Source organism: Micromonospora sp. NPDC048930, from assembly GCF_043197935.1.
Taxonomy (GTDB): domain Bacteria; phylum Actinomycetota; class Actinomycetes; order Mycobacteriales; family Micromonosporaceae; genus Micromonospora.
Genome location: NZ_JBICUB010000011.1, coordinates 189,049 through 213,215, shown reverse-complemented (window position 1 = coordinate 213,215; position 24,167 = coordinate 189,049). Strand labels below are relative to the sequence as shown.

The 24,167-nt window shown below is 73.6% G+C and carries 25 protein-coding genes; 12 read left to right on the top strand and 13 right to left on the bottom strand.

Going from position 1 to position 24,167, the window contains the following annotated elements; translation table 11 throughout:
• Positions 1 to 57: 57 nt before the first annotated feature.
• Positions 58 to 1,116: a hypothetical protein gene (locus tag ACGFI9_RS26805; protein ID WP_393182123.1), complete on the bottom strand. Its 1,059-nt coding sequence runs from the start codon at positions 1,114 to 1,116 to the stop codon at positions 58 to 60.
• A gap of 212 nt (positions 1,117 to 1,328) precedes the next feature.
• Here ACGFI9_RS26805 and ACGFI9_RS26800 point away from each other — a divergent pair, with 212 nt between their 5' ends.
• Positions 1,329 to 1,853: a MarR family winged helix-turn-helix transcriptional regulator gene (locus tag ACGFI9_RS26800; protein WP_393182121.1), complete on the top strand. Its 525-nt coding sequence runs from the start codon at positions 1,329 to 1,331 to the stop codon at positions 1,851 to 1,853.
• A gap of 86 nt (positions 1,854 to 1,939) precedes the next feature.
• On the opposite strand, the gene ACGFI9_RS26795 is transcribed toward ACGFI9_RS26800, so the two are convergent.
• Together ACGFI9_RS26795 and ACGFI9_RS26790 are read right to left on the bottom strand one after the other, a co-directional pair.
• Positions 1,940 to 3,130, bottom strand: a complete 1,191-nt coding sequence (locus ACGFI9_RS26795) for an MFS transporter (RefSeq protein ID WP_393182119.1) — start codon at positions 3,128 to 3,130, stop codon at positions 1,940 to 1,942.
• 188 nt (positions 3,131 to 3,318) lie between these two features.
• Positions 3,319 to 4,212 (bottom strand): DMT family transporter, encoded by an 894-nt coding sequence (locus ACGFI9_RS26790; protein ID WP_393182117.1) that lies wholly within the window; start codon positions 4,210 to 4,212, stop codon positions 3,319 to 3,321.
• A gap of 49 nt (positions 4,213 to 4,261) precedes the next feature.
• Between ACGFI9_RS26790 and ACGFI9_RS26785 the strand changes: the two genes are divergently transcribed.
• Complete coding sequence (locus ACGFI9_RS26785; RefSeq protein ID WP_393182115.1) at positions 4,262 to 5,665, top strand: PLP-dependent aminotransferase family protein; 1,404 nt, start codon at positions 4,262 to 4,264, stop codon at positions 5,663 to 5,665.
• 15 nt (positions 5,666 to 5,680) lie between these two features.
• On the opposite strand, the gene ACGFI9_RS26780 is transcribed toward ACGFI9_RS26785, so the two are convergent.
• Positions 5,681 to 6,091, bottom strand: coding sequence for an MmcQ/YjbR family DNA-binding protein (locus ACGFI9_RS26780; RefSeq protein WP_393182113.1), 411 nt, complete (start codon positions 6,089 to 6,091; stop codon positions 5,681 to 5,683).
• Positions 6,092 to 6,336: 245 nt separating this feature from the next.
• On the opposite strand from ACGFI9_RS26780, the gene ACGFI9_RS26775 reads away from it, so the two are divergent.
• The 3 genes from ACGFI9_RS26775 to ACGFI9_RS26765 all read left to right on the top strand — a co-directional run bounded on the left by ACGFI9_RS26775 (position 6,337) and on the right by ACGFI9_RS26765 (position 9,874).
• Positions 6,337 to 7,452, top strand: coding sequence for a WD40/YVTN/BNR-like repeat-containing protein (locus ACGFI9_RS26775; protein WP_393182111.1), 1,116 nt, complete (start codon positions 6,337 to 6,339; stop codon positions 7,450 to 7,452).
• Positions 7,449 to 7,757, top strand: coding sequence for a MoaD/ThiS family protein (locus tag ACGFI9_RS26770; protein ID WP_393182109.1), 309 nt, complete (start codon positions 7,449 to 7,451; stop codon positions 7,755 to 7,757). Before ACGFI9_RS26775 ends, ACGFI9_RS26770 begins: the two co-directional genes overlap by 4 nt.
• Positions 7,758 to 7,900: 143 nt before the next feature.
• Positions 7,901 to 9,874 carry an ABC transporter ATP-binding protein gene (locus ACGFI9_RS26765; protein ID WP_393182107.1) on the top strand — a complete coding sequence of 658 codons (1,974 nt, stop codon included), beginning with the start codon at positions 7,901 to 7,903 and terminating at the stop codon, positions 9,872 to 9,874.
• 70 nt (positions 9,875 to 9,944) lie between these two features.
• Here the strand turns inward: ACGFI9_RS26765 and ACGFI9_RS26760 are convergent, their stop codons facing one another.
• On the bottom strand, positions 9,945 to 10,961 hold the full coding sequence (locus tag ACGFI9_RS26760; protein WP_393182105.1) for an alpha/beta hydrolase: 1,017 nt from the start codon (positions 10,959 to 10,961) through the stop codon (positions 9,945 to 9,947).
• Positions 10,962 to 11,240: 279 nt separating this feature from the next.
• On the opposite strand from ACGFI9_RS26760, the gene ACGFI9_RS26755 reads away from it, so the two are divergent.
• The gene (locus ACGFI9_RS26755; protein WP_393182103.1) at positions 11,241 to 12,668 is read left to right on the top strand and encodes an RNA-guided endonuclease InsQ/TnpB family protein; all 1,428 of its coding nucleotides are present in this window, start codon (positions 11,241 to 11,243) and stop codon (positions 12,666 to 12,668) included.
• Positions 12,669 to 12,791: 123 nt separating this feature from the next.
• On the top strand, positions 12,792 to 13,400 hold the full coding sequence (locus ACGFI9_RS26750) for a dihydrofolate reductase family protein (RefSeq protein WP_393182101.1): 609 nt from the start codon (positions 12,792 to 12,794) through the stop codon (positions 13,398 to 13,400).
• Between the two features lie 61 nt (positions 13,401 to 13,461).
• On the opposite strand, the gene ACGFI9_RS26745 is transcribed toward ACGFI9_RS26750, so the two are convergent.
• Positions 13,462 to 13,851 carry a DUF2267 domain-containing protein gene (locus ACGFI9_RS26745; RefSeq protein ID WP_393182100.1) on the bottom strand — a complete coding sequence of 130 codons (390 nt, stop codon included), beginning with the start codon at positions 13,849 to 13,851 and terminating at the stop codon, positions 13,462 to 13,464.
• A gap of 226 nt (positions 13,852 to 14,077) precedes the next feature.
• Between ACGFI9_RS26745 and ACGFI9_RS26740 the strand changes: the two genes are divergently transcribed.
• A complete protein-coding gene (locus ACGFI9_RS26740) occupies positions 14,078 to 15,007 on the top strand; it encodes a diacylglycerol/lipid kinase family protein (RefSeq protein WP_393182098.1) in 930 nt (309 codons plus the stop codon).
• A gap of 32 nt (positions 15,008 to 15,039) precedes the next feature.
• On the opposite strand, the gene ACGFI9_RS26735 is transcribed toward ACGFI9_RS26740, so the two are convergent.
• Entirely contained in the window at positions 15,040 to 16,029 is a 990-nt protein-coding gene (locus ACGFI9_RS26735) for a helix-turn-helix transcriptional regulator (RefSeq protein ID WP_393182096.1), read from the bottom strand.
• A gap of 93 nt (positions 16,030 to 16,122) precedes the next feature.
• On the opposite strand from ACGFI9_RS26735, the gene ACGFI9_RS26730 reads away from it, so the two are divergent.
• Positions 16,123 to 16,521, top strand: coding sequence for a VOC family protein (locus ACGFI9_RS26730; protein ID WP_393182094.1), 399 nt, complete (start codon positions 16,123 to 16,125; stop codon positions 16,519 to 16,521).
• A gap of 746 nt (positions 16,522 to 17,267) precedes the next feature.
• Here ACGFI9_RS26730 and ACGFI9_RS26725 read toward each other — a convergent pair.
• The 6 genes from ACGFI9_RS26725 to ACGFI9_RS26700 all read right to left on the bottom strand — a co-directional run bounded on the left by ACGFI9_RS26725 (position 17,268) and on the right by ACGFI9_RS26700 (position 20,953).
• Positions 17,268 to 17,543, bottom strand: a complete 276-nt coding sequence (locus ACGFI9_RS26725) for a hypothetical protein (protein ID WP_393182093.1) — start codon at positions 17,541 to 17,543, stop codon at positions 17,268 to 17,270.
• Positions 17,544 to 17,646: 103 nt separating this feature from the next.
• Complete coding sequence (locus tag ACGFI9_RS26720) at positions 17,647 to 18,867, bottom strand: hypothetical protein (protein ID WP_393182091.1); 1,221 nt, start codon at positions 18,865 to 18,867, stop codon at positions 17,647 to 17,649.
• Between the two features lie 51 nt (positions 18,868 to 18,918).
• Complete coding sequence (locus tag ACGFI9_RS26715) at positions 18,919 to 19,299, bottom strand: DUF2267 domain-containing protein (RefSeq protein WP_393182151.1); 381 nt, start codon at positions 19,297 to 19,299, stop codon at positions 18,919 to 18,921.
• Positions 19,190 to 19,612 (bottom strand): DUF2809 domain-containing protein, encoded by a 423-nt coding sequence (locus ACGFI9_RS26710; RefSeq protein ID WP_393182149.1) that lies wholly within the window; start codon positions 19,610 to 19,612, stop codon positions 19,190 to 19,192. The genes ACGFI9_RS26715 and ACGFI9_RS26710 overlap by 110 nt, the downstream gene beginning before the upstream one ends.
• Before the next feature lie 187 nt (positions 19,613 to 19,799).
• The gene (locus ACGFI9_RS26705; RefSeq protein WP_393182089.1) at positions 19,800 to 20,528 is read right to left on the bottom strand and encodes a peptidoglycan-binding protein; all 729 of its coding nucleotides are present in this window, start codon (positions 20,526 to 20,528) and stop codon (positions 19,800 to 19,802) included.
• Between the two features lie 86 nt (positions 20,529 to 20,614).
• Positions 20,615 to 20,953, bottom strand: a complete 339-nt coding sequence (locus ACGFI9_RS26700) for a hypothetical protein (protein WP_393182087.1) — start codon at positions 20,951 to 20,953, stop codon at positions 20,615 to 20,617.
• Between the two features lie 125 nt (positions 20,954 to 21,078).
• Here ACGFI9_RS26700 and ACGFI9_RS26695 point away from each other — a divergent pair, with 125 nt between their 5' ends.
• From ACGFI9_RS26695 to ACGFI9_RS26685, 3 genes are all read left to right on the top strand, one after another.
• Positions 21,079 to 21,831, top strand: coding sequence for a dienelactone hydrolase family protein (locus ACGFI9_RS26695; RefSeq protein ID WP_393182085.1), 753 nt, complete (start codon positions 21,079 to 21,081; stop codon positions 21,829 to 21,831).
• A 16-nt stretch (positions 21,832 to 21,847) separates the two neighbouring features.
• Positions 21,848 to 22,480 (top strand): maleylpyruvate isomerase family mycothiol-dependent enzyme, encoded by a 633-nt coding sequence (locus tag ACGFI9_RS26690; RefSeq protein WP_393182083.1) that lies wholly within the window; start codon positions 21,848 to 21,850, stop codon positions 22,478 to 22,480.
• A 340-nt stretch (positions 22,481 to 22,820) separates the two neighbouring features.
• Positions 22,821 to 24,164, top strand: coding sequence for an aromatic acid exporter family protein (locus tag ACGFI9_RS26685; protein ID WP_393182081.1), 1,344 nt, complete (start codon positions 22,821 to 22,823; stop codon positions 24,162 to 24,164).
• Positions 24,165 to 24,167: the final 3 nt, after the last annotated feature.

The following is a 24,167-nucleotide window of genomic DNA, read 5'->3' as shown; positions in this document are numbered from 1 at the left end:
TGCCTCATCACCCCGTCGCCCGCGGCGGCGCTGGGCCCCGCGGTCGCGTGCCACCCGTCAGGCCGGTACGCCTTCCCCGGCCGCGGTGCGCCGTCGCGTCAGGCGGGGGCGCAGGCCGACCAGGAGCGCCGCGACGACGGCCCACAGCGCGAGCGTGATCAGCGGACCCGCCGCGTGCGCACCGTGGAAGTAGCTCAGGTCGGTGATGGCCCGCACCGCCGCGCCCGGTGGCAGGAGCGGGGAAACCACCCGGGCCGCGGCCGGCAGCAGATCGACGCTGGTGGTGGCGCCGCTGGTGGCGTTGCCGACGGTGAGCAGCAGCAGGGTGGCAACCGGAACTCCGATGGGCCCGAGGTAGGTGCCGAGCAGTTTGGTGGTGAAAGCGGCCGCGGCCGCCAGCAGCGTGAGGGTGAGGACCAGCGGGACGACCGGGGCCGGGACCGCTCCCAGGACGGGGCCGGCGATGATGGCTGCCACGCCGCCGATCGCCACGGAAGCCCCGGACAGCAGCCAGAACCGGTGGCGCAGGCGCAGGAGGCCGGCCAGGTTGAGCGCGTTGGAGGCGAGGACGAAACCGGCCAGGGTCACCCCGAAGGCCATGTAGAAGCCGGCCAGTCCCCGGGCGTCGAAGTGGGTCAGGGGGACGACATCCTCGATGGTGACGTGCTTGCCCGCACCGCTGGCGTAGGCGCCGACGAGATTCTTCGCGGCCGCCGTGGTGGAGGCGCCGTCCGCCCCCGCGATCTGCAGGCGGAGCTGGCCCGAGCCGTCGGTGCTGAGCGCGGCGACGACGTCGTGGTGTTCCAGTGCGCGGCGGGCGGCGGCCGGGTCAGCCGCCGGGCGGACCTCGACGCTGTCGCCGAGGGCCTGCCGTACCTGGCTGGGCAGGTCCGGTCCGGTCACCGCCATCGGGACCTGATGGGGCTGGGGGTCGCGCTGCAGGCCGACGTAGCAGCCGATGAACGCCGCCACGATGATCAGGGCGGTCAGGGTCGGCTGGAGCCAGGCCCGCGTGGGCGGCCGGCCGCCCGGGGCCCGGCGGGGCGTACGGGAGGGCTCGGCTGCTGCGGACGGTCTCTGCTCACGCTCGGGAGCGGAACGAACTGGCGTTTCCATGGCAGGGCTTTCTGGTAGGAGGCGAGGAGAGTCAGGCGGCGGCCGCCCAGGCGGGGCGGGATGCGGGACCGGTTCAGAACGACCTTCGCGAGCCGAATGACGGGCTGAGGCCATCGGCGAGCGCGCGGCGTGCGTGGATGCGCGCAGGAAGGCGGGTGCGTGGCCACGCCCCACAATACGAGCATATGCTCGTATCGGCCGGAGCGGCAAGGGTGACCCGAGCGGTGCCCTTCGGATTCCGGACACGCGCACATATCGTGTACAACAGTGGAGGAAAGGGGATCGTGATGGCGGCGTCGACGGACCTCGACGAGGTCTGCAACTGCCTGGCACTGCGCCGGGCCGCCCGGTACCTCACGGCGACCTACGACAAGGCCCTCGGCCCGGTGGGCCTCCGGGCGACGCAGTTCACCATCCTGAGAAAGCTCAGCGCGCAGGGGGAGATGACGATCAGCAGCCTCGCCGACCTGATCTCCATGGACCGTACGACGATGGCCACCAACCTCAAGCCGCTCGCGCGGGAGGGTCTGGTCACCGTCGAGCCGTCGACGGCCGACCGCCGCGCACGGATCGTCGCGATCACGCCGGACGGCCGCGCCCGCATGGCAGCGGCGCTGCCACTGTGGCAGGCCGCGCAAGCCCGCTTCGAGGAGAGGTTCGGCGCCGACGAGGCGAGCCAACTGCGCGCGTCCCTCGGTGCCGTCCTCCGTACCGGCTTCCAGCCCTGGGCCGAATGAGGCAGCGGTCCACCCACTGCTGTTCCTGGCCGGTCAGCCGGCGGCCCGCTCGATTTCCCCGCTCCTGCCAGCCCGGCCGCGACGGGTCAGCCGGGTGACCTCCCGCCGGCCCTGCTCAGTCCGGCCAGGGCGACCAGGGCGAGCAGGATGACGGCGACGGAGTACTCGTTGGCGGTCCGGGGCAGGCCGCCGCCGTGGACCACGAGGTAGCCGGCGATGACGGTGGGCAGGCCGAAGCCGACGTAGCAGACGATGTAGAGCAGGGAGAGCACGCCGGCGCGTTGGTGCGCCTCCGCGAGCGGCAGGACCGTCTTGAGGCTGCCCTGGAAACCGCCACCGAAGCCGATACCGCCGAGCGCGAGGCCGACGAAGAACCCGGGGATGGATCTCGCGGTGACCGAGAGCAGCGTGATGATCATGCCCAGGATGAGTGCGGTGATTCCGGTGAGCATCACGGCCCGCGCCGCGGCGTTGCGCAGCAGGACGATGGCGGCGGACCCGAAGAGGGCGAAGACGAAGACGACGAGGCCACCGGCCACGATCGAGGAGTTCATGAGGGCGCGCACGAGCGCCGGGCCGAGCGCGGCGAAGAAGCCGGCCAGCGCCCAGACCGCGAAGACCACCGGAGTCACGACCAACAGCGCCCCCCGCACGGCGCGGGGAGCCTTGATTTCCGGCCGGAGGCTCTGCAGCGCTCCCTTCATCGGCGTGACCGTTTCCGGCATCAGCGCGACCGCGAAGCCCTGGATCAGCAGGATGGCGAGCAGGACGACGTACACCAGTCGGGTGGGCGCGGGCAGGAACTGGATGAGCAGCGCCGAGAGCAGGGCACCGACCCCGGTTCCGATTCCGGGGGCGATCGAGTTGGCGAGCGTCCCGCGGGAGCGGTTGATGTCGAGCATCGCGGCACCGACGGCTCCGGTGGCGGCGCCGGCCGCGAGCCCCTGTACGACGCGGGCGGCCAGCAGCGCGGGCACGCCGTTGGCGAAGATGAAGATCAGCAGCGAGATCACCTGGATCGCGATCGCCACGAACAGGACCGGCCGCCGCCCGACATGGTCCGACAGCCTGCCGAACGTGAGCAGCGACGCCAGCACCGCGACCGCGTAGACGGCGAACACCGTCGTGGTCGTGACCGGCGAGAAGTGCCAGCGCGCCTGGTAGATCCCGTAGAGGGGGGTCGGGGCGGTCGACGCGGCCACGAAGGACACCAGGATCGAGGCGAGCAGGAACAGGGAGCCTTGCGGCGTGAGACGCCTCGATCGGACCATGGTCATCAGACGTGCTCCTCCGGTGAGCTGCGGGCGGCGGCCCGGCCGGGTCGGCCTGGACACCCGCCGGCCGACCGGCCGCAGCCGAGTACCCGATGCGCCCCCTCGCACGCGACACGCACCGGCCCGGTGCGCCGGTCCGCCGCGCGCCGGCGGCACCCGGCTCCGGGCGACCCGGGTGGGTGCCTGCCCGGTCAGGCCCGGCGCACCGCAGCCGCCGGGGCACTGGTGCGGGTGCGGGTGCGCTGGATCAGTACGACGCAGGCCAGCACCACCAGCGCCGCCGCGACCGAGGCCGGGGTGACCGCCTCGCCGAGCAGCAGCGCCGACCAGGCGAGCGTGAGCACCGGCTGCGCGAGCTGGATCTGGCCGACCCGGGCGATGCCACCGCGGGCCAGGCCGGCGTACCAGGCGAAGAAGCCCAGGAACATGGAGACCGCGGTGAGGTAGCCGAACGACGACCAGGCGACCGCGTCGGCATGCGGAGGGTTGGCGACCGCGGCGAGGATCGTGACGGGCACGGTGACGGGCACCGACAACAGCAACGCCCAGCAGATCGTGACGGCGCCGCCCAGTTCGCGGGCGAGCGCGCCGCCCTCGGCGTACCCGAGGCCGCAGAGCACGACCGCCGCGAGCAGGAACAGGTCGGGCAGGGACAGGGCGCCGTGCACCGTACCGCTTGCACCGAGGAAGAGGAGCACCGCCAGCAGTCCACCGGCGCTCGCCACCCAGAACAGCAGCGGCGGGCGCTCGCCGGCCCGCAGCACCGCGAACACGGCGGTCATGGCGGGTAGCACGGTGATGACGACCGCGCCGTGCGCGGAGGTCTGGGTGAGCAGCGCCAGCGAGGTGAACAGCGGGAAGCCGACGACGACGCCGAGCGCGACGATCGACAGCCGCCGCCACTGGCCGCGACCGGGTCGCGGCGCGCCGGTGAGTCGTAGGTACGCCCAGGCCAGCAGCGCCGCGCCGGCGGCCCGGCCGAACGCGACGAACCACGGGTCGAGCTGCTGCACCGCCACGCGGGTGGCCGGCAGCGACATGCTGAAGGCGAGCACACCCAGCGCACCGAGGGTGAGGCCGACCAACCGATCGGCCGTTATCGTGTTCGGGACAGTAGCGCTACTCTGATCTCTCATGAATGACGGTAACGCAGCGGATCGCGTTATCCAAGATCTGCGTCGGGCCGCGGCCGCCGCGGCCCCCGGCACGCAACTGCCCTCGGTACGCGAGCTGACCGCCCGGCACCAGGCCTCGCCGGTCACCGTCGCGGAGGCGATCCGGCAGCTGGTGGCCGAGGGGCTGATCGAGGCGCGACCCGGCAGGGGCACCTTCGTGGCCGCCAAACCGGACGAGCTGCGGGCCCCCGACCTGTCCTGGCAGACTGTCGCGCTCGGCCCCGGCCGGCCCGGCGAGGAGGAGATGCAGGCGCTACTGGCGTTGCCGCCGGCGGGCGCGATCCCGCTGTCCGGCGGCTACCTCGACGCGGATCTGCAGCCCGCCGCCGCGCTCGGCGCCGCGCTCGCCCGTGCCGCCCGGCAGCCCGCGTCCTGGCAGCGCGGACCGGCCGAGGGGCGCCCGGACCTGCGCGCCTGGTTCGCCCGGGAGGCCGGAACCGGGCTCCGCGCCGACGACATGGTGATCTGCCCGGGCGGACAGGCCGCGCTGTCGACGGCGCTGCGCGCGCTCACCGCGCCCGGCGACACCCTGCTTGTCGAGTCGCCGACCTATCTGGGCGCACTGGCCGCCGCCCGGGCCGCCGGCCTGCGGGTGGTGCCCGTGCCCGCCGACGCCGACGGCGTACGACCCGACCAGCTCGCCGCCGCGTTCGCCCGCACCGGCGCCCGGCTGTTCTACTGCCAGCCGCTCTACGCCAACCCGCACGGCGCGACCCTCGCCGTTCACCGCCGGGCACGGGTCGTCGAGGCCGTACGCGACGCCGGGGCGTTCCTGATCGAGGACGACTACGCCCGCGACCTCACCATCGACGGGCCGGCCCCGCCACCGCTGGCCGCCGACGACCTCGACGGGCACGTCGTCTACCTGCGCTCCCTGACCAAGTCGGCCGCTCCCGAGCTGCGCATCGCCGCGATCGGCGCCCGTGGCCCCGCCGGCGCCCGGCTGCGCGTCGCCCGGCTGCTCGACGACTTGTTCGTCGCCGGGCCACTGCAACAGGCCACGCTCGAGCTCGTCACCGCTCCCGCCTGGGCGCGGCACCGCCGCGCCCTGCACACCGCGCTCCGGACCCGCCGCGCGGCGCTCCTGACCGCGCTCCGCCGGCACCTCCCGGAACTCGCCCAGCAGCCCGTCCCGCGCGGCGGCCTGCACCTCTGGGTCCGCCTGCCCGACGGCACCGACGACGCCGCGGTGGCCGCCGCCGCGGCGGCCGAAGGCGTCATCGTCTTCCCCGGCCGCCCCTGGTACGCCGCCGAACCACCCGCCCCACACCTGCGCCTCACCTACGCCGCCGCCCCACCCGACCGCATGGACGAGGCCGTCCGCCGCCTCGCCCGCGCCCTCCGCGCGGGAACGAATCCCTAGCCGGCGGCAGCGGGGCTACGCGGGCCGGTCGACCAGGGCGACCAGCTTCTTCGGCGCCAGCACGCAGTAGCTCTCCGTGAGCAGTTCGGCGACCTCAGCCCAGTCGACGCCGTCGTCGAGCACCATGCCGACGACGTCGGCGCCCCAGCCCGGCTTGAAGAAGGGGTGGCCGCTGCCGACCAGTCCGGCGATCTCGTCGCCGGGCGACCGGAACGTCAGCACGCAGATCGGCTCGTCGGTCGCGGCAGCACGGGCGTAGGCGGCCTGGTGGTCGGGGTCGACCGTGAGCACGTGGGCGAACGTCCGGGTGCGGATCCGCCAGCGCGTCCCCACCCACGCCGGCTCCTCGTAGGTCTCCGGCAGCCCGAGACAGACGGGTCGGAGCCGGTGGAGGATCTCGGGCGGGACGTCTCCAGGGCCAGTCACGCGCCGGACGTTACCCGGCCCCTCCGACAGGATCCGCCCGGCGGAAACCGGACCCGCCCGTTCGTCCACGTCCCGGCCGGGCACGGCGTGTCGGTCGGGCGGTGGTGGAAAAACTGCTCGATTGTCGGTCCCAGGGGTGCCGAATCGTCGTACCGGAGCAGTAAGACGGACGGAGACCGATGAGTTTCGGCGTGGTGGACGGTCTTTCCCCACGGCATCGTCGAACGGAGCGGAGGGATGAGGACATGAGCGGTGTACGAGTGCTGGTCGGCACGCGCAAGGGCGCGTTCGTGCTGACGTCGGACGGCAGGCGGGAGCAGTGGACGGTCGAGGGGCCTCACTTCGGCGGCTGGGAGATCTACCACCTCACCGGGTCGCCGGCCGACCCGGACCGGCTCTACGCGTCCCAGTCCGGCGGCTGGTTCGGGCAGCTGATCCAGCGCTCCGACGACGGCGGCAAGACCTGGAACACGGTGGGCAACGACTTCGCCTACTCCGGCGAGGTCGGTGAGCACCTGTGGTACGACGGCACCCCACGCCCCTGGGAGTTCAAGCGCATCTGGCACCTCGAGCCGTCGCGCGACGACCCCGACACCGTGTACGCGGGCGCGGAGGACGCCGCCCTCTACGTCACCACCGACGGTGGCCAGAAGTGGACCGAGCTGACCGCCCTGCGGACGCACCCGACGGGGCCGCGGTGGCAGCCCGGCGCCGGCGGCATGTGCCTGCACACGATCATCCTGGACCCGGCACACAAGGACCGGATCTACGTCGCCATCTCCGCGGCGGGCGCGTTCCGCAGCGACGACGCCGGCGCCAGTTGGCTGCCGATCAACAAGGGCCTCCGCTCGGGAGAGATCCCCGATGAGGACGCCGAGGTCGGTCACTGCGTGCACCACATCACCCAGCACCCGTCCCGGCCGGACACGCTGTTCATGCAGAAGCACTGGGACGTCATGCGCAGCGACGACGCCGGTGCCAACTGGCGCGAGGTCAGCGGCGACCTGCCGTCGGACTTCGGGTTCCCGATCGCGGTGCACGCGCACGAGCCGGAGACGATCTACGTGGTGCCGATCAAGAGCGACTCCGAGCACTACCCGCCGGAGGGCAAGCTGCGCGTCTACCGCAGCCGTACCGGCGGCGACGAGTGGGAGCCGCTGACCAGGGGCCTGCCGCAGTCCGACTGCTACGTCAACGTGCTGCGGGACGCGATGGCGGTCGACGCGCTCGACCCGTGCGGGATCTACTTCGGCACCACCGGTGGCCAGGTCTACCACTCGGCCGACGGCGGTGACAGCTGGGCGCCGATCGTGCGGGACCTGCCGGCCGTGCTCTCCGTGGAAGCCCAGGTGCTGCCGTGATCCGGGTCGTCCTCCCGGCCCACCTGAAGAACCTGGCGCACGTCACCGGCGAGGTGCGTCTCGAGGTGACCGGCCCGGCCGCCGGGCCGGTCACCCAGCGCCTGGTGCTGGACACCCTCGAGGCGCGGTACCCGATGCTGCTCGGCACGATCCGCGATCGCCACAACGGCAAGCGCCGCGCGTTCATCCGCTTCTACGCCTGCGAGGAGGACCTGTCCAACGAGTCGCCCGACGCACCCCTGCCCGAGCGGGTCGTCGCCGGCGAGGAGCCGTACATCATCCTCGGGGCGATGGCCGGGGGATAGCCGAACGCGGTTCACCAACTCTGGCGCTAGGTGACCGGATGGCTACGCACCGATACTCTACGGTCGATGTCGGCCCCCGGGTGGTGGCGGCGGTCGGCAACCGAGGTGCCACGGAGCCTGGTCGACCTTGAGGAGGCGCCGGCATGACCGAAACCGCCATCCCCGACGAGCATCGCACCACCCCGCGACCGTCCACCCCGGCCCCGACCGAGTCGGTGCTGCCGGAGCTGCGGGAGATGTGGTGGGAGACGGGAGTGCGGGCCCGGGCCCAGGCCGGCCTGCTCGCCGTCTTCGCCGAGCTGCCCCGGCTGGTCTGGGCGGCGTACCGGATCAGCTGGCGGGCCGACCGGACCCGTACCGCCGTCGTGGGGGCCGCGACCGTCGGCGCCGGCGTGATGGCCGCGTTCGGGCTGCTGGCGACCCAGCAGGTGCTCGTCGAGCTGTTCGCCGGCGGCCCGACCCGCGACAAGGTGGTCGCCGCACTGCCCGCCCTCGCCGCCCTGGCCGGGGCCACCGCGCTGCGCGCCGGCATGGGCATCGCCACCGGGTACGCGCAGAACGGTCTCACTCCCCGGGTGAGCCGGGAGGTGGAGCGGGGCCTGTTCGAGACGAGCACGGCCGTGCGGCTGGAGGCGTTCGACGCGGACGCCTTCGCCGACGACATGGAACGCGCCTCCCGGGGCACCGACTCCGCGATCGGGCTGGTCCAGGCCGCGACGAACCTCGCCGCCGGCCTGGCCGGCCTGATCGCCGTGGCGGTCGCCGTCGCGGTCATCCACCCGCTGCTGCTGCTGGCCCTGCTGGTCGCCACCATGCCGAAGGCCTGGGCGTCGCTGCGGGCGGGCCACCTGCGTTACCAGACCTACACCGCCGGCTCGGTACGGCGACGCCGGCGATGGCTGCTGCACCGCCTGATGGCCGAACGCGTCTCGGCCCCGGAGCTGCGCTCCTACGGGCTGCGCCGGTTCCTGCTGGACCAGTACGACCGGGTCATGGGCGTGGAGACCGGCATCCAACTCGCCCTCGCCCGCCGGGTCACCACGACCACCGCCGTGGGGTCGATGATCAGTGGAGTGGCCACCGGTGCGCTGTACGTACTGCTCGGGCTGCTCCTCGTCGACGGGCAGATCCCCCTGGCCGCCGCGGCGACCTGCGTGATCGCCCTGCAGTCCGCGCAACGCTCGCTCGGCGTCGCCACCTTCCAGGTCGACCAGGTCTACACCGAAGGCCAGCACTTCAGCGACTACACCGGCTTCATGAGCCGCGCCGTCGCCTACCTGCCGGAGCAGGCCGGCGAGGCCGCACCGGCGGAGCCGCTGCGCGAGCTGACCGTCCACCACGTCAGCCTCCGTTACCCCGACCGCGACACCCCGGCGGTCGACGACGTGAGCCTGACCATCCGGGCCGGCCAGACGGTGGCCTTCGTCGGGGAGAACGGTTCCGGCAAGAGCAGCCTCGCCGCGATGATCGCCGCCCTGCGCCGCCCCACCGACGGTGTCATCTGCTGGAACGGGCGGCCGCTGGCCGACTGGGACGGCGACGGGCTGCGGTCCCGGATCGCCGTGGTGACCCAGGAGTACCACAAGTGGCCGTTCACCGCCGCCACGAACATCGCCATCGGCGACGTGGACAGCGACGCCCGGCAGGACCGCATCGAGGCCGCCGCCGCCCGGGCCGTCGCGCACGACATGATCGAGAACCTGCCGTACGGGTACGAGACCCTGCTCGACCGCACCTTCGCCCACGGGCACGACCTCTCCGGCGGGCAGTGGCAGCGGATCACCGCCGCCCGCGGATTCCTCCGCGACGCCGACCTGCTGATCATGGATGAACCGTCCTCCGCCCTCGACCCGCGCGCCGAGGACGCCCTGTTCCAGGCGATCCGCGACCGGCAGGGACGGGCCACCACCATCCTGATCACCCACCGGCTGGCGAACGTCCGCCACGCCGACCGGATCTTCGTCCTGCACGAGGGCGCCCTGGTCGAGGCCGGCAGCCACGACGAACTCCTGGCCGCCGGCGGCCGCTACGCCGACCTGTTCACCCTCCAGGCCGCCGGCTACGACGCCACCGCGAACGGCGGCCCCCCACGGCAGCGACCGCCCGGCGCGCCGTGACGGGGACGCCGATCCCGCCCGCCGGCGCCCCGCTGGTGACCCGGCTGGTCCCCAGCGGGGCGCCGGCACCCTACTGGTCGAGGGAACCGGTCGCGACGCCGCGCCCGGTCTCGAGCGCGTCCAGCAGCATCGGCAGGGCCCGGTGCAACTCCCGCTGCCAGTACGGCCAACTGTGGGTGCCCGGGCCGTAGAAGTCGGTCCGCACGGCGACGCCCTGCTCGCGCAGGTGCGCGACAAAATCGACGTTCTCCTGGTAGATGAGCGCCTCCAGGCCGCTGGTCTGCCCCGGCGGATCGAACGGCCCGCCGGCGGTGCCGTCGCCGCTGGCCACGAAGAGCGCGGTATGCCGCAACTGCTTCACCAGGTAGTACGGGTCGTGCTCCGCCCAGATGTCCCGCTGCGCCACCGGGTCGCCCCACAACGCGTACGGGTCCAGGCCGGTGCGGCCGAAGAACGGCAGCCAGTACGACGGGTCCCGCGACGGGTGCACGACCCCGCTGAAGGACGCCGCCGCACGGAACATGCCCGGGTTGCGGGCCGCGTACGACATCGCCCCGAACCCGCCCATCGACAGGCCGGCCACCACCCGCTTCGGGCCCGCGCCGTACCCGCGCTCGATGATCTGGCGCACCTCGCTCAGGTGGAACGTCTCCCAGGCCGGGGCCCCGCCCTGGCCGGCGTTCCACCAGTCGCTGTACCAGCCGGCTGCCCCGGCCTCGGGCATGACGACCAGGACGTCCCGGAGTTCGGGGAGGCTCGCCACGTCCGTGGAGCGGGTCCAGCTCACGTACGAGTCGCAGCAGCCGTGCAGCAGGTAGAGCACCGGCCAGTGGTCCCCGGCCGCCCGCTGCTCCCACCCGTCCGGCGTCAGCAGGCGCACGGTGGCGGCCCGGCCCAGTGCCGGCGACTCGATCGTGAGATCGACCAGCCGGGGGCCGACGGCCGCCTCCTGGACCACGTACGCGCCATCGGACGCCCGGACGGGGGCGACGTCGGCGGTCGCCGCGGCGGCCGGGGCCGCCGGCCCGGAGAGTCCGGCCATCGCGAGCCCGACCCCGACCACGATGCCGACGAATGATCTCCTCATGACTCCTCCTGACTGGGTAACTGGGCGGTCGTCATGGTTCATGTCGAAACACGTCGATCCTCGCCCGCCGGCGCGATGAGGCGGGGCGGCCCGCCGCAGGCCAGCGGTGAGCGCACAGGCGTGAGCGGCGACCGGCGGGTGCCGCTCGACGAGCGGAGCCATGAGCCCCGGCCACACCCGTCCGTCGGACCGGACGGGGCCGCCGGTCCCGGCCGTTTCCGCTAGTGCGGTGTCCACTAACGTTCGCCGGGTTGGTGGCCGTGCGGTTTTGTCGTACGGGTGGTGTTGGGTCGGGTTGTGGCTCGTCGTCGGGATCCGTCTGCGCCTCGGGTGGTTTATCGGACGGGGCGGGTGGCGTTGCGGGTGACGTCGGGGCAGCGGCGGCGGTGTTTCGGGTTGCTGCGTTCGGCTGGTGACGTGTGGGCGTGCGTGTTGGAGGTCAACACGTGGCGGCGCCACCGCCGTGACGCCCCGCTGAGTGGCTATGAGGAGTTGTGCCGGGAGCTGTCCGGGGCGGTGTCGGGGACTTTCGGCGAGCTGGATACCACGGGTGCCCGGTCGGTGTTGCGGCGCTTCTCCGACGCGTGGTTCGCGGCGGCGAAACGCCGTAAGGACGGCGACGTGTCGGCCCGGTTCCCGCGTCGGCGGCGCGGGTTGATGCCGGTGCGCTGGTACCACGGCACGTTCACCCTCGACGGGCGTCGGGTGCGGATCCCGGTGGCGAGAGGCTCATCGCCCTTGTGGCTGCGCCTGGCCAGGGAGGTGCCGTATCCGGTCGAGCAGGTCCGGTCAGTCACCCTGCTGTGTGAGGGTGGCCGCCTGTTTCTGGACGTGACCGCCGAGGTCCCGGTTACGACCTACCCGCCCGGTGAGGGGCCAGCCCCGGATCGGGTGGCCGGCGTCGACCTCGGGATCATCCACCCGTACGCGGTGGCCGGCCCGGACGGCGCCGGCCTGCTGGTGTCGGGGCGGGCGATCCGCGCCGAGCACCGGATGCACCTGGCGGATACGAAGGGCCGCCGCCGGGCGACGGCGGGGTGTGCGCCCAAGCCGGGGCAGCGGGGGTCGCGGCGGTGGCGTAAACACCGCCGCCGTGCCCGGCTGGTGGAAGGCCGGCACCGGCGTAGGGTCCGCCAGGCCCAACATGAAGCCGCCCGCACGGTGGTGTCCTGGGCGGTGGCGCAGCGGGTGGGTGTGCTGCACGTCGGGGACCCGCGCGGGGTGCTGGACAGTGACGCGGGACGGCGGCACAACCTGCGGCTGCGCCAGTGGCAGATCGGCCGGCTCCTGCAGGTCCTCACCGACAAAGCCGTCCTGGCCGGCATCACCGTCCACCTCGTCGACGAGCGCGGCACCTCCTCCACCTGCCCCGCCTGCCGGCGGCGGGTGCCGAAACCCCGCGGCCGGACCATGTCCTGCCCGCACTGCTACTTCTCTGGGCACCGTGACCTGGTCGCGGCCGCCACCATCGCCACCCGCAGCCCGGGCGGCGGACCCACCACCCCCACACCTGTCGTGGTGCCCGGGGTGGTCACGCACCGTCGAGCCGGACGACACCTCCCCGGTGCCGGCCAGTCCCGACGTGACCCCCGCCGCCCCCAACAAGCGGCGCGAGGATCAGGTGGCCCGCGGAGGCCCGCCCCACCAACCGGTCGGGAGTCGCTCGCCACACGGCGAGGATCCACAACGACATCGGAAACCCGGTGAACGTTAGTGGACACCGCACTAGCCTCCACCGTGGCGGCTGCCCTACCTCCGGGACGGCGTTCGACGAGCCACCGGCCGAGGCAGGCCGTCCAGGACGCACTCTGCGATCGGGGGAGAAGCACGATGAGGAAGATCGTCGCCGGCCTGTTCATCTCGCTCGACGGCGTCGTCGAGGCGCCCGACCAGTGGCACTTCCCCTACTACAACGACGAGATGGGCGCCGCCGTCGACGCCAGCCTCGGTACCGCCGACACCCTGCTGCTCGGCCGCCGCACCTATGACAGCTTCGCCGGGGCCTGGCCGGAGCGGGAGGCGGCCGGCGGGGAGGACGCGCCGTTCGCCAAGAAGCTCGGTGACGCCCGGAAGATCGTGCTGTCCCGCCGGCCGCTCGAGTTCACCTGGCGCAACTCCGAACAGCTGCGGGGCGACGTCGTCGAGGCGGTGACCGCGCTGAAGAACGAGCCGGGCGGGACCATCGGCATGAGCGGTTCCATCTCGGTGGTACGCCAGTTGCTGGCCGCCGGGCTGCTGGACGAGCTGAACCTGCTCGTGCACCCGATCGCCGTCCGCACCGGCATGCGACTGTTCGACGAGGGGGAGCCGCCGATCCCGCTCACCCTCGTCTCGGCGCAGCCCTTCGCGACCGGGGTGCTGAACCTCGTCTACGCCCCGGCCCCGCCGCCCGCCGAGGCCGGCTACGACGACGCCAAGGTCCACCTGCCCCGGTCGTAGCCCGGGGTGCCGGCGGTCCTCGGGCCACGCCCGGCCTGAGCTCAGCGGGTCCGGTGGCGGCTCAGCCGGACACGCCGGGCCGGCCGAACAGGGGCGCGTAACCGGACGGCAGTTGGGTCAGCACGTCGTTGAGTTCCCCGCCGGAGACGGCGTCGGCGATGGTCGACAGGACCGCGCTGGCGTCCCACTCCGCGGTGCGTTCCGTCGCGCCGGTGCCGTCACTGACCTTCTTGAGGAACTCCGTCACCCCGAACCGCCGGCCGCCGCCGTCCGCCGAGCCCAGGACGTCGCCCAGCTCCGCCGGCAACTGCGCCCCGAGCTGGCGCGCCTCGGCCGGCTCCAGCCGTTCGGCCAGACAGGTCACGACCACGCTGATGACCTGCTGCGCCTCCGCCGCGTTGTCGTACTCGCCCCGTTCCCGGACCCGCGCCACGAACTCCTGGTACTTCATCGCTTTCCCCCGAAACAGCCCACGCCCCACCGGCGGCCAGGGCCGGCCCGGTCGGTGCGCGGAGCGACGCCAGGCGTCCCACGACGCCACCGCGAGGGTGATCCTGACACGTCCCGCGCCGGAGCGTGCCCGCTTCGGCGGTTCCGCCGGGCCTTCACGCACGTGGGCGCCGTCGGCCGACGGTGAACCGTCCCGCGTGGCGCGGCGGCGGATAGGGTCGGAACCCGTGCGGACCAAACAGGAGCTGAGCGACGTCATCCGGCGCGACCGGCGCGCCGCGCTGGTGGTGAATGCCCACTCGCGTCGCGGCCGCCGGCTCTACCAGCGGGTCCACGACCGGCTGCGGGCGGCCGGCGTCACCCTGCTGCGGGCGTACCCGGTCGAGCAGCCCGCCGAGCTCGACCGGGTCCTGGCCGAGGCCGCCGACCTGGGCCCGGACCTGCTGGTCGTCGGCGGCGGCGACGGCACGATCGGCAGCGCCGCGCGGTTGCTGGCCCACCGCGACATCGCCCTCGGTCTGCTGCCGCTGGGCACCACCAACAACTTCGCCCGGACCGTCGGAGTGCCACTCGACCTCGACGCGGCCGTCACCGTGCTCACCGCCGGCAAGGTGATCGACGTGGACCTGGGCCTGATCGGCGACCTGCGGTTCACCAACCACGTCGGAATCGGGCTCTCCGCCGACATCATGCTCAGCGCGCCGCCCCGGTTGAAGCGGATCGTCGGTCGGCTCGCGTACCCGGCGACCGCCCTCGGGCTGCTCGCCCGGCACCGGCCGCTGCGGGTCACCGTCCGCGCCGAGGCGCGGGAACATGCCTTCACCACCCACCAGGTGTACGTGGCCAACGGCGGGTTCCACGCCGGCCGCCCGATCACCGCGGACGCCAACGCCGACGACCGGCTGCTGGTCGCGTACCCGGTGGGCGGGCCGACCCGGCGTGGCCTGCTGCGGGCGACGGCGCGCAACGCGGCGACCGGGCACCGGCGCACCCTGGGGGACGAGCCGTTCCTCGCCGTCCGCCAGCTCTGGTTGGAGACCGACCGGCCGGCACGGATCGAGGTGGACGGCGAGCCGTACGGGGAGACCCCGGTGCGTATCGGCCTGGACCCGAACGCGTTGCGCCTGATGGCGCCCGCGGACAGCCCGGACCGCTAGGTGTGCCATCTCATGGCATTGGTTCCTCGCTGTCAGGCTCGGCGGGCATAGAACGTGAGGCGATCGGCGAGCGCGATGACGAGGTCGCGGAGTTCATCGGGGCGCTCGATGACGAACGGCCGGTTGAGTGCGGCGAGTACCGGAGGCAACCAGTCGAGCCGCTCCGCCCGCAGCTCGACGCGCAGCCAGCGCTCGGTCGCCCGGTCCTCGCCGGCCGCGGATTCGTGCTCCTCCAGGCTCGCGACGCTGGCCGGAAGGTGGGCGCGGATCTGCTCAACTGTCCCGTGGACCCGCAAGGTCACCTCATGTTGGTACTCGGCCGTGGCGAACCCTGACAACACGCGCTGTGCCGGACCGGGACCCACTGGCGCTTCGAATGAGCCGGGCAGGGTCCGCGCGTCTGCGATGCGATCGAGCCGGAAGGTTCGGTCCTCGCCGATCTGGGCGTCCTTGCCCGTGACGTACCACCGGCCCGCATGGGCGACGATCCCGTACGCGTGCAGCGTGCGTTCGCTGCGCCGTCCGTCACGGTCGGTGTAGCGGATCGAGACCGGTCGGTGGTGGCGCACCGCATCGGCGATCGTGAGCAGGACCCCAGCGTCCGGGGTGTCGAACTCGCCGGGCTGATCCGTGAAGGCGAGAGCTGCCAGGAGTGTGTCGAGCCGACGGGCGATGTGCTTGGGCAGCACCCGCCGGATCTTCGCCGATGCCGTCTCGCTTGCCGTGTGCTGCGTCGTCGTCAACCCTGCTCGGCGGCCCGCGACCAGGCCGAGCAGCACGGCCAGCGCCTCGTCGTCGCTGAGCATGAGCGGAGGCAGGCGGTACCCGGGGGCAAGCCGGTACCCGCCGTAGCGGCCGCGCACCGATTCCACGGGCACGTCGAGGTCGATCAGCTGGTCCACATACCGGCGCACGGTGCGCCCTTCGACGCCGAGCCGGTCGGCGAGTTCGGCCACCGTCCGGGTGCCGCCCGACTGCAGCAGCTCCAGGAGTATCAGCACGCGGCCGGTGGGTCGAGGCATGTCCGCAGCCTAACGCGAATACAGGACCGATTCTGTCCACTATTTCTCCTAGCCTGCGACGTGCACGCCTCCAGCACAGCCAAGGAGATTCCCATGGACTTCGTCTCGATCCGCATCATCACCAGCGACGTAGCGCGCCTCGTCGACTTCTACGAGCGAGCCACAGGGGCGCGGGCGACGTGGGCCACCGAGGACTTCGCCGAACTCAAGACCACGGGCGCCACCGTCGCGATCGCCGGCACCCGCACGGTCCCGCTGTTCGCCCCGGGCTCTGCCCGCCCGGCGGACAACCACAGCGTGATCATCGAGTTCCTCGTCGAGGACGTGGACCGCGTTCACCAGAACCTGACCGGCTTCGTCACCGACTTCGTCAACGAGCCCACCACGATGCCCTGGGGTAACCGGTCGCTGCTGTTCCGCGACCCCGACGGCAACCTCGTCAACTTCTTCACCCCCGTCACCCCGGCGGCCATCGAAAAGTTCGCACGCTGACGCCACGCACAGCCGCTCACGCGGGAGCCCTGAGATCCCAGGGCTCCCGGTGAACGCGGCCGCCGAGTCCAGGAGCGCCACCAGCAGGGGACTTCGGAACGCATCGCTGACCCCCGAAGGACGTCTGCGCTTGTGCCTGCGGATCGACGCCGGACGTCCGATCGCGCGCGTCGCTGCGGGAGCCGGGATCTCCCGCCGCTGCCTGGCCAAGTGGTACGCCCGCTGGCGCGCACGACGAGAACGGCCTGCTCGACTACTCCTCCCGCCCCGCCACCAGTTCCGCCCGCACCCCTGAAGACATCTCTGACCTGGTGGAGGCGCTGCGGCGGCAGACCCCGCACGGACCAGCCCGGCTCGCCGCCGACCTGCAGCGGCTGCAGGGCGTCACACGCGCGCCGGCGACCGTGCACCGCATCCTGGTGAGGCGAGGACTCAACCGGCTCCGGGACCTCGATCCACCGACCGGCGAGCAGCTGCGCGAGGTCATCCGCTACGAGCACGACCTGTTCCACGTCGACATCAAGAAGCTCGGACGCATCCCGACCGGCGGCGGCCGGCGGATGCACGGCCTCAGCACCGAGTCCGCCCGCGCCTCCAAACGCACCGGTCCCGGCACCGGCAAGGTCGGATACACGTACCTGCATTCGGCGCTCGACGACCACTCCCGGCTCGCCTACACCGAGGCCCTGGACGATGAGAAGGCCGTCACCGCGCGGGGCCGGAACGTCCGCCGGGACCCGGTGGCGTCAGTCCCGGCGGTCCTCGTCCGGGAGGGGAATCTCCTGGTTCTGCTCCACCGCGTCGGCCGGGGTGAGGTCGTCGCGTACGGCGTGGGCCAGGTCGGTGCGGTCGCTCGGCGGCGCCAGCACGCCCTGCTCCGCCAGGTCGGCCTCGGACGCCTCCGGCACCGCGTCGGCCACCGTGTCCGGCGGGCCGACCACGGTCTCGTCCTGCTGCTGCTCCAGGGCGTCGGCGTCCGGCGGTCGGCGCAGCGGATCGGCCTGCTCGTCCCAGTCGGTCATCGCAGCTCCCTGCGGCTCCGGTCACGTACGCGGACGCGTTGCGTACCCGCCGCCGCGCCGGTCATGCGCGCCCGGCCCAGGTGGCACCGACCAGCCGGGGGGGTCAGAGCCGGCCGTACTGCTCGCGGAGCGTCGCCTCGACGGCGGCGAGGATGCCCGCCGGGCCCCCGTCGGCGCTGACAAGCACCACCACGTCACCCCGGTGGGCGACCGCGTCCACCTCGGCCCGGCCCTGCTCCTCGGCGCTGACCGCGGTCGCCCCCGGCAGGTCGGGGACCGCCGTCCCGCCCGGGCCGAGCACATCCAGGTAGGACTGCTGGAAGTCGTCGGCCGACTCCGCCGAGTCGAACCGGAGCAGGGTGACCGTCACCGTCGCCGAGTCGGGCCGGGTCCACGCGGTGCCGGCGGCGTGCCGGACGTCGCGCAGCTGCGCGGTCAGCAGCAGCGCGCGTAGGTCCCCACCGAGCGGCACGATCCGGGCGGCGTCGACGCGGTCGTTCGCGGCGGCCGGGGTGGCGGGCGTCGAGTCGGCGGGGCGGGCCACCAGCAGCGCGGGCAGGTTGCCGTGCCGGTCGGCGGGCCGGTGGGCGAGCTGCCAGATCACCGCCCCGAGCAGGGTCAGTCCGGCGACACCGGCCAGGACGGCCGCCGTCACCGCCCCCGGTCGACGCCACCACGGCACCCGCTCCGGCGCCCGGGCCCAGCCCGGCCGGGGAACGACGAGGGGACCCGGGCCGACCAGATCCTGCTCCTCGGCGGTTGCGGTGGTGGCGGCGGCCGGTGTCGGCGCCGCCGGATCGGGCGCGGCCGGGGCCGGTGTCGCCGTGACCGCCCAGACGGCCCGGAACACCAGCAGCAGCCCGAGCAGCGCGAGCCACGTGCCGGCCAGGAACTCCGTGTCGGGCTGGCCGGCCGGCGGGAAGCCGCTGGTGCGCACCGCGACGCCACCGGGCAGGAAGGTCAGGAACGCGGTGGCCGCGGCCAGCACCCCGGCGGCGATCCGCCCGGCCCGCCGCCACTGCGGCCGTACCCCGGCGGCGACCAGCAACGCCAGCAGCAGGACCCAGCCGACGTACAGGGGCGCCCGGGCGCCCGCCAGGTCACTCAGCGCGTACGTCCGCACCTCCGTCGACGGCACGCGGCCGAGCAGGCGGTCCTCGACGCTCTGCCCGGGGCGTACCGCCACCCAGGGCAGCGCGTGCGCGTTGGCCAGCATGATCAACCCGAGGATCGCCGTCACCACGGCTCCTGCCTGCCGGCGGCCGAAGCCGCCGGCGGGATCGGTGCCCGGCACGGTCGGGTCGACGGCGGAGGTGATCTTCACGGCGCCCATGATGGCAGCGCCGTGAGATTCCCGCGACCCCGAAAACCGGCGTCAGCGGGTGCGTTCCACGAACGGCGCGGTCTGGTCGGCGACCTCGCCGAACTCGCCCGGAAGCTGGGTGACCACCTGCCCGTACGCCTCCGGCGAGACGGCCTCGCGCAGGACGTCGAAGACGGCCGTCACGCCGTCCTTCGCCTGCGTCACGTCGACGTCGGCACGCCCGCTGACCCGTTCCACGAAGACGTCGAGCCCGAACCGCTCGGCGGTCTCCCCGGAGGCGAAGGCGTACGGCCGCAGACCCGCGGGGAGCTGACCGGCCAGGTCACGCGCCTCGCCGCCGTCGATCCGTTCCGCCAGGGTGGTCAGTGTCGCCCGGGTCAGCGCGGTCGCCTGCTCCGACGAGGTCCCGGTACGCTTCGCCACCAGGCCGATGAACTGGTTGTCGTCCATCGTCAGGGCCCTTCTCTCGGCTGGATGCCCGGACTTCCCCGTCAGCGCGCCGGCAAACGGGGAGCAGCGCGTGCAGGGCGACCAGGGGCACCACGCCGGCCGGGTACCAGAGCAGGTCGACCGGGTCGAACTGCACCCCGAGCACCAGCCGGGCCAGCACACTGCGCGCCGACAGCGCGGCCGGCACCTCGGTCAGCTGGAAGGTCTCCATCGCCCCGCACCAGGCGATCGCCACGAGTCCCGCCGGCACCGGCCGCGTCCGCGGGCGCAGGAGGAGTACGCCCGCGTATGTCATCGAGGCGTAGAGGGCCGTGCCGGAGTACTGCTCCAGCGGCCCGTCGGCCAGCGCCCGGACGGTCAGCGCCACCGCCAGGAACCCTCCCGCCGCCAGCAGCATCAGCAGCCGGAACCGGATCATCCCGCCGATGCTACGGCGACGGCGGCCCCGGGGACGCCCCGAGGCCGCCGTTTCCTTCGCCGGATCAGCGGTAGATGTGCACCGGCACGCCGACGCCGATGACCGACCAGAGTCGGTTCATCGCCGGGATGGGCACCCGGACGCAACCGTGACTGGCCGGGTACGCCGGCACGGACGTGGCGCCGTGCACCGCGTACCCCCGGTAGAAGTAGTTCGGCCGCCACAGCAGACCGAGGTCGCTCTGCCGCCAGCCGTCGATCCGCCGCTGGATCGTGTAGTTGCCGGTCGGGGTCGGGGTGCTGGCCTTGCCGCTGGAGGCGTCCAGGATCCGTACCACTGACCCCCCGCGCGCCAGGTACAGCACCTGCTTGCTCAGGTTGGCCTCGAGCGAGTAGCTGGTGTGCGTGTACTTCGGCCTCGGCACGACCGGGTGGTCGAGGGCGGCCCAGGTGCGCGGACCGACGATGCCGTCCCGGACCAGGCCGTTGACCTTCTGGAACGCGACCACGGCGTGGAAGGTGGACGGGCCGAAGATCCCGTCGACGCCGCCGACGTCGTAGTGCAGCGCGGTGAGCCGGCGCTGCAGGGTGGTCACCGCCGCGCCCCGGGACCCCTGCTTGAGGGTCGGGTGGCTGGTGGCGGCGAGCGTCACCGTCGTGACGGTGCTGGTGGTGGGCCCGGCGGCCGACGCCGGGGTGGCTGCCACGGCAAGGCCGGCGGCCACGAGGAGGGCCATCCCGAGCGCGGCGCGGGTGCCGGGGTGGCGGGTGGTGGGTGGTGAGACGCGAAGCATGGCCCCTCCCTTCGGGGATTCCTGCCTCGACGGTAGTTCCCGAAATCGAGGGTGTCTGCCCGTACGGGTCGTTTGTGGAGGGAAAGTCACGCGACCCGGGGAGTGGGCAGGATCGCCACGCGGTGTGCGGTTATGTCGCCGGTACGCTCCACCGACGGGGTGACGACTTCGGCCGTGCCCGCGACGGTGGCCGGGCCCGACCCGGTGTCGCCGTCGACCGGCGGGACGGCCGTGCCCGCCTGCCGCACCTCGGCGAGCAGGACCAGGAGCCGGTCCACGTCGTCCACCGGCATCCGGAAGGAGCCGCGGCACACGGTGCCGCTCCACAGCGACAGCACCACCGCGCCGCGGTCCGGGTGGAAGCTGACGCGCATCGTCCGGTCCTCGCCGCGCAGGTCGGTGAACAGGTCACCGAAGCTGGGCATCGGTCGCACCTCTCCCATCCACCCAGCATGCCCGTTCGGCGCGCCGGCGGAAAGGCCTCGACGTGCCGGCCCCCGGCAGCGGGAGTAGCGTGCGATGCGGTGCGCGCAGCGCGAGGAGGCCGGGAGTGCAGACGACGACCGTGGACGTGCCGACCGGCGACGGGGTGGCCGACGCCTACCTCGTCCGACCGGACGGGGACGGCCCCTTCCCGGGAGTGCTGGTCTTCATGGACGCGTTCGGGCTGCGCCCCCGGATGGCGGAGATGGCCGAGATTATCGCCGCACGCGGCTACCTGGTGCTGGTGCCCAACCTGTTCCACCGGTTCGGGCGGACGCCGCTGGTCGACCTCTCCGGGCTCGGCGACGAGGCGCAGCGCGGCGCCCTGTTCCAGCAGATCTCCCCGATGATCGGCGCGCTGACGCCGGACGTGATCGCCCGGGACACCGCCGCCTACCTGGATTTCCTGACCGCGCAGCCCGGCGTCGCGCCCGGCCCGGTCGCCATCACCGGCTACTGCATGGGCGGCACGAACGCCCTGCGGGCGATCGAGGCGCACCCGGACCGGATCGCCGCCGCGGCCGCCTTCCACGCCGGGCGGGTGGTCACCGACGCCTCGGACAGCCCGCACCTGGGCGTCGGCGCGGTCACCGGAGAGCTGTACTTCGGCCACGCCGACCAGGATCCGTCGATGACCGCCGAGCAGATCGCGACCCTGGAGAAGACCCTCGACGCGGCCGGGGTCACCTACACCTCGGAGGTCTACCCGGGGGCGCGGCACGGCTACACCCAGGCCGACACGCCGATGTACGACGAGCAGGCCACCGAGCGGCACTGGCACGCCCTGTTCGACCTGCTCGACCGCACCTTCCGCCGCTGACCCGCGGCGACCGTCCATGACCTCCGATCTGCTTCCGATGATCGCGGCCGAGCGACGTCGGATCGCCGACCTGATCGATTCGCTCACCCCCGAGCAGCTCGCCACGCCCAGCCTGTGCGGGGAGTGGACCGTGCAGGAGGTGGCCGGCCACCTGGCGGTGCCGTTCCTCGTACCGCAGTGGCGGTTCCTGCCGCTGATCCTGCGCTCCGGCTTCAGCCTGCACGCGGCGAACGCGCGGCTGGCCCGCGAGGTCGGCCGCCGGCCGGCGGGCGGGCTGGCGGCGGCGCTGCGATCCCACGCGGAGCATCCGCTGCGACCACCCGTGGTCGGCCACCCGGGCCAGCTCACCGACCTGCAGGTGCACGGGCAGGACATCCGCCGCCCGCTCGGCCTCCCCGGCGACCTGCACCCGGATCCGCTGCGGGTGTCGCTGGACTTCCTGGTCGGCGGTCGGGCGATCGGCTTCATCGACCGGCGGTGGATCGCCGGGCTGCGCTTCGAGGCCACCGACCTGGACTGGTCGGCCGGCGCCGGGCCGCTGGTCCGGGGCCCCGGCGAGGCGGTGCTGCTCGCGCTGACCGGCCGACGGGTCGTGCTGCCCGAACTCACCGGTGACGGCGTCGCGGTGCTGGCCGGACGCGGGACCTGACCGTACCCGGGACGGCGCGACCGCCTCACGTCGGCGCCTGGCTTCCGCCGCCGGGTACGCCCGCCACCAACCTGGACGAGCTGCCCGCCGGGTCGGCGCCGATCGCCCTGCGACTGGGGCCGCCGGTTACATATCAGGTCCCCGAGGACGGGGAGGGATATCCGGCCAGCATCCGCCGGATCTTCCCGAAGGAGCTGCAGCAGGCGGTCACCGCCGGTTCCGACCCGTCCGTCCGGGACCGGCTGCGGGAGCGGCTGCGCAGCCGGGCGACACCCGAACCCTCGCCTAGCTGAGCACAGAGGGGACGATTCACCCGCCCCAGCGCCGGGTAACCGCCGCCATGGCCGACGACCGCCGTACCGCCGACAGCGTCCGCTCGCCACTGGACCGGGTCGCCGCGCGGGGTGGTCGGACGCTGGCCCGGGTCCGTACGCAAGGTGGCGCGGCCGGGCGGCTGCGGCTGCGTCAACTGGAGATCACCACCGTCATCGCCGTGCAGTCGGGGCTGGCCGCCGCGCTCGCCGCCCTGCTCGCGCAGCGGGTGCTCGGGCCGGGCTCGCACGTCTTCGCGCCCGCCGCGGCGGTCGGCACCATCGCCACCGCCATCGGCCAGCGGGCCCGGCGTACCGTCGAACTGCTCGTCGGCGTCGGCCTCGGCATCGTGGTCGGAGACCTGCTGCGGTTCCTGCTCGGCACGGGGTCGTGGCAGACCGGGGTCGTGGTCACCCTGGCCATCGCCACCGCACTGCTGGTCGCCGGCCGCGGCGGTGCCCTGGTCGGCCAGGCCGGCGGTACGGCGGTCCTGATCGCCACCCTCGCCCCGGTCGAACCCGGCCTGGAGCTGCCCCGGATCTTCGACGCCCTGGTCGGCGGCGCGGTCGGCCTCGCCGTGGTGGCGCTGCTGCTGCCGGTCAATCCGCTGCGGGTGCTGGACCGCGCGGCCGAGCCGGTGTTCGCCGGCCTCACCGCGCGGCTCGACGCGATCGCGCACGCGCTGACCACCCGGGACGCCGACGCCGCGGTCCGCACACTGGAGGACCTGCGCGCGCTGGACGCCGACATCGGGCGGCTCAACGAGGCGGTCAGCGGCGCCGACGAGGTGGTCACCCTCGCGCCGGCCCGCTGGCGTCGCCGCGACCAGTTCCACCGGTACGCGCGGGGCACCAAGCACCTGGAGCGGCTGATCCTGTACGCCCGCTCGGTGGCCCGCCGCTCCGCGACCGCCCTGCAGTACGGCGAGCCGATCCCGCCGCAACTGCCCGACGCCGTCACCCGGCTCAGCGAGGCGGTACGCGAGCTGCGCCGGGAGTGCCGCGCCGGAGGCGAGGACCTGTCCGGCACCCGCCGGCTGACCCGGGAGAGCGCCGAGCTGGCCGGCCGGGCGTGGGCGCAGGGCGTCCGCACCTACGGCGACGGGATGGTCACCGACCTGCGTACCGCCGACAGCGAGCTGATCCGGGCCACCGGGTGCGACCCGGAGGACGCCAACCGGATGGTGCGCCGCGCGGCCGGCGCGGGGGAGGCGGAGCTGCGCCCGCCGGCGCGGGCGCGGATGCTCCGGCCCCCGCGGCACACCCCCCGAGAGCGGCACCGGACCCGGATCGTCCGACGCGCCCACCGGCACCGAACCGCGACCGCGGGCCACGGTCCGGAAACTGGCCCCTCCCGCGGCCGCCCCCGCTGACTA

Coding starts and splice junctions, on each gene's coding strand:
- ACGFI9_RS26805 (WP_393182123.1), bottom strand. CDS start 1,116: ATGGAAACGCCAGTTCGTTCCGCTCCCGAGCGTGAGCAGAGACCGTCC.
- ACGFI9_RS26795 (WP_393182119.1), bottom strand. CDS start 3,130: ATGACCATGGTCCGATCGAGGCGTCTCACGCCGCAAGGCTCCCTGTTC.
- ACGFI9_RS26785 (WP_393182115.1), top strand. CDS start 4,262: ATGAATGACGGTAACGCAGCGGATCGCGTTATCCAAGATCTGCGTCGG.
- ACGFI9_RS26775 (WP_393182111.1), top strand. CDS start 6,337: ATGAGCGGTGTACGAGTGCTGGTCGGCACGCGCAAGGGCGCGTTCGTG.
- ACGFI9_RS26765 (WP_393182107.1), top strand. CDS start 7,901: ATGACCGAAACCGCCATCCCCGACGAGCATCGCACCACCCCGCGACCG.
- ACGFI9_RS26760 (WP_393182105.1), bottom strand. CDS start 10,961: ATGAGGAGATCATTCGTCGGCATCGTGGTCGGGGTCGGGCTCGCGATG.
- ACGFI9_RS26750 (WP_393182101.1), top strand. CDS start 12,792: ATGAGGAAGATCGTCGCCGGCCTGTTCATCTCGCTCGACGGCGTCGTC.
- ACGFI9_RS26745 (WP_393182100.1), bottom strand. CDS start 13,851: ATGAAGTACCAGGAGTTCGTGGCGCGGGTCCGGGAACGGGGCGAGTAC.
- ACGFI9_RS26735 (WP_393182096.1), bottom strand. CDS start 16,029: ATGCCTCGACCCACCGGCCGCGTGCTGATACTCCTGGAGCTGCTGCAG.
- ACGFI9_RS26730 (WP_393182094.1), top strand. CDS start 16,123: ATGGACTTCGTCTCGATCCGCATCATCACCAGCGACGTAGCGCGCCTC.
- ACGFI9_RS26725 (WP_393182093.1), bottom strand. CDS start 17,543: ATGACCGACTGGGACGAGCAGGCCGATCCGCTGCGCCGACCGCCGGAC.
- ACGFI9_RS26710 (WP_393182149.1), bottom strand. CDS start 19,612: ATGACATACGCGGGCGTACTCCTCCTGCGCCCGCGGACGCGGCCGGTG.
- ACGFI9_RS26705 (WP_393182089.1), bottom strand. CDS start 20,528: ATGCTTCGCGTCTCACCACCCACCACCCGCCACCCCGGCACCCGCGCC.
- ACGFI9_RS26700 (WP_393182087.1), bottom strand. CDS start 20,953: ATGCCCAGCTTCGGTGACCTGTTCACCGACCTGCGCGGCGAGGACCGG.
- ACGFI9_RS26690 (WP_393182083.1), top strand. CDS start 21,848: ATGACCTCCGATCTGCTTCCGATGATCGCGGCCGAGCGACGTCGGATC.
- ACGFI9_RS26685 (WP_393182081.1), top strand. CDS start 22,821: ATGGCCGACGACCGCCGTACCGCCGACAGCGTCCGCTCGCCACTGGAC.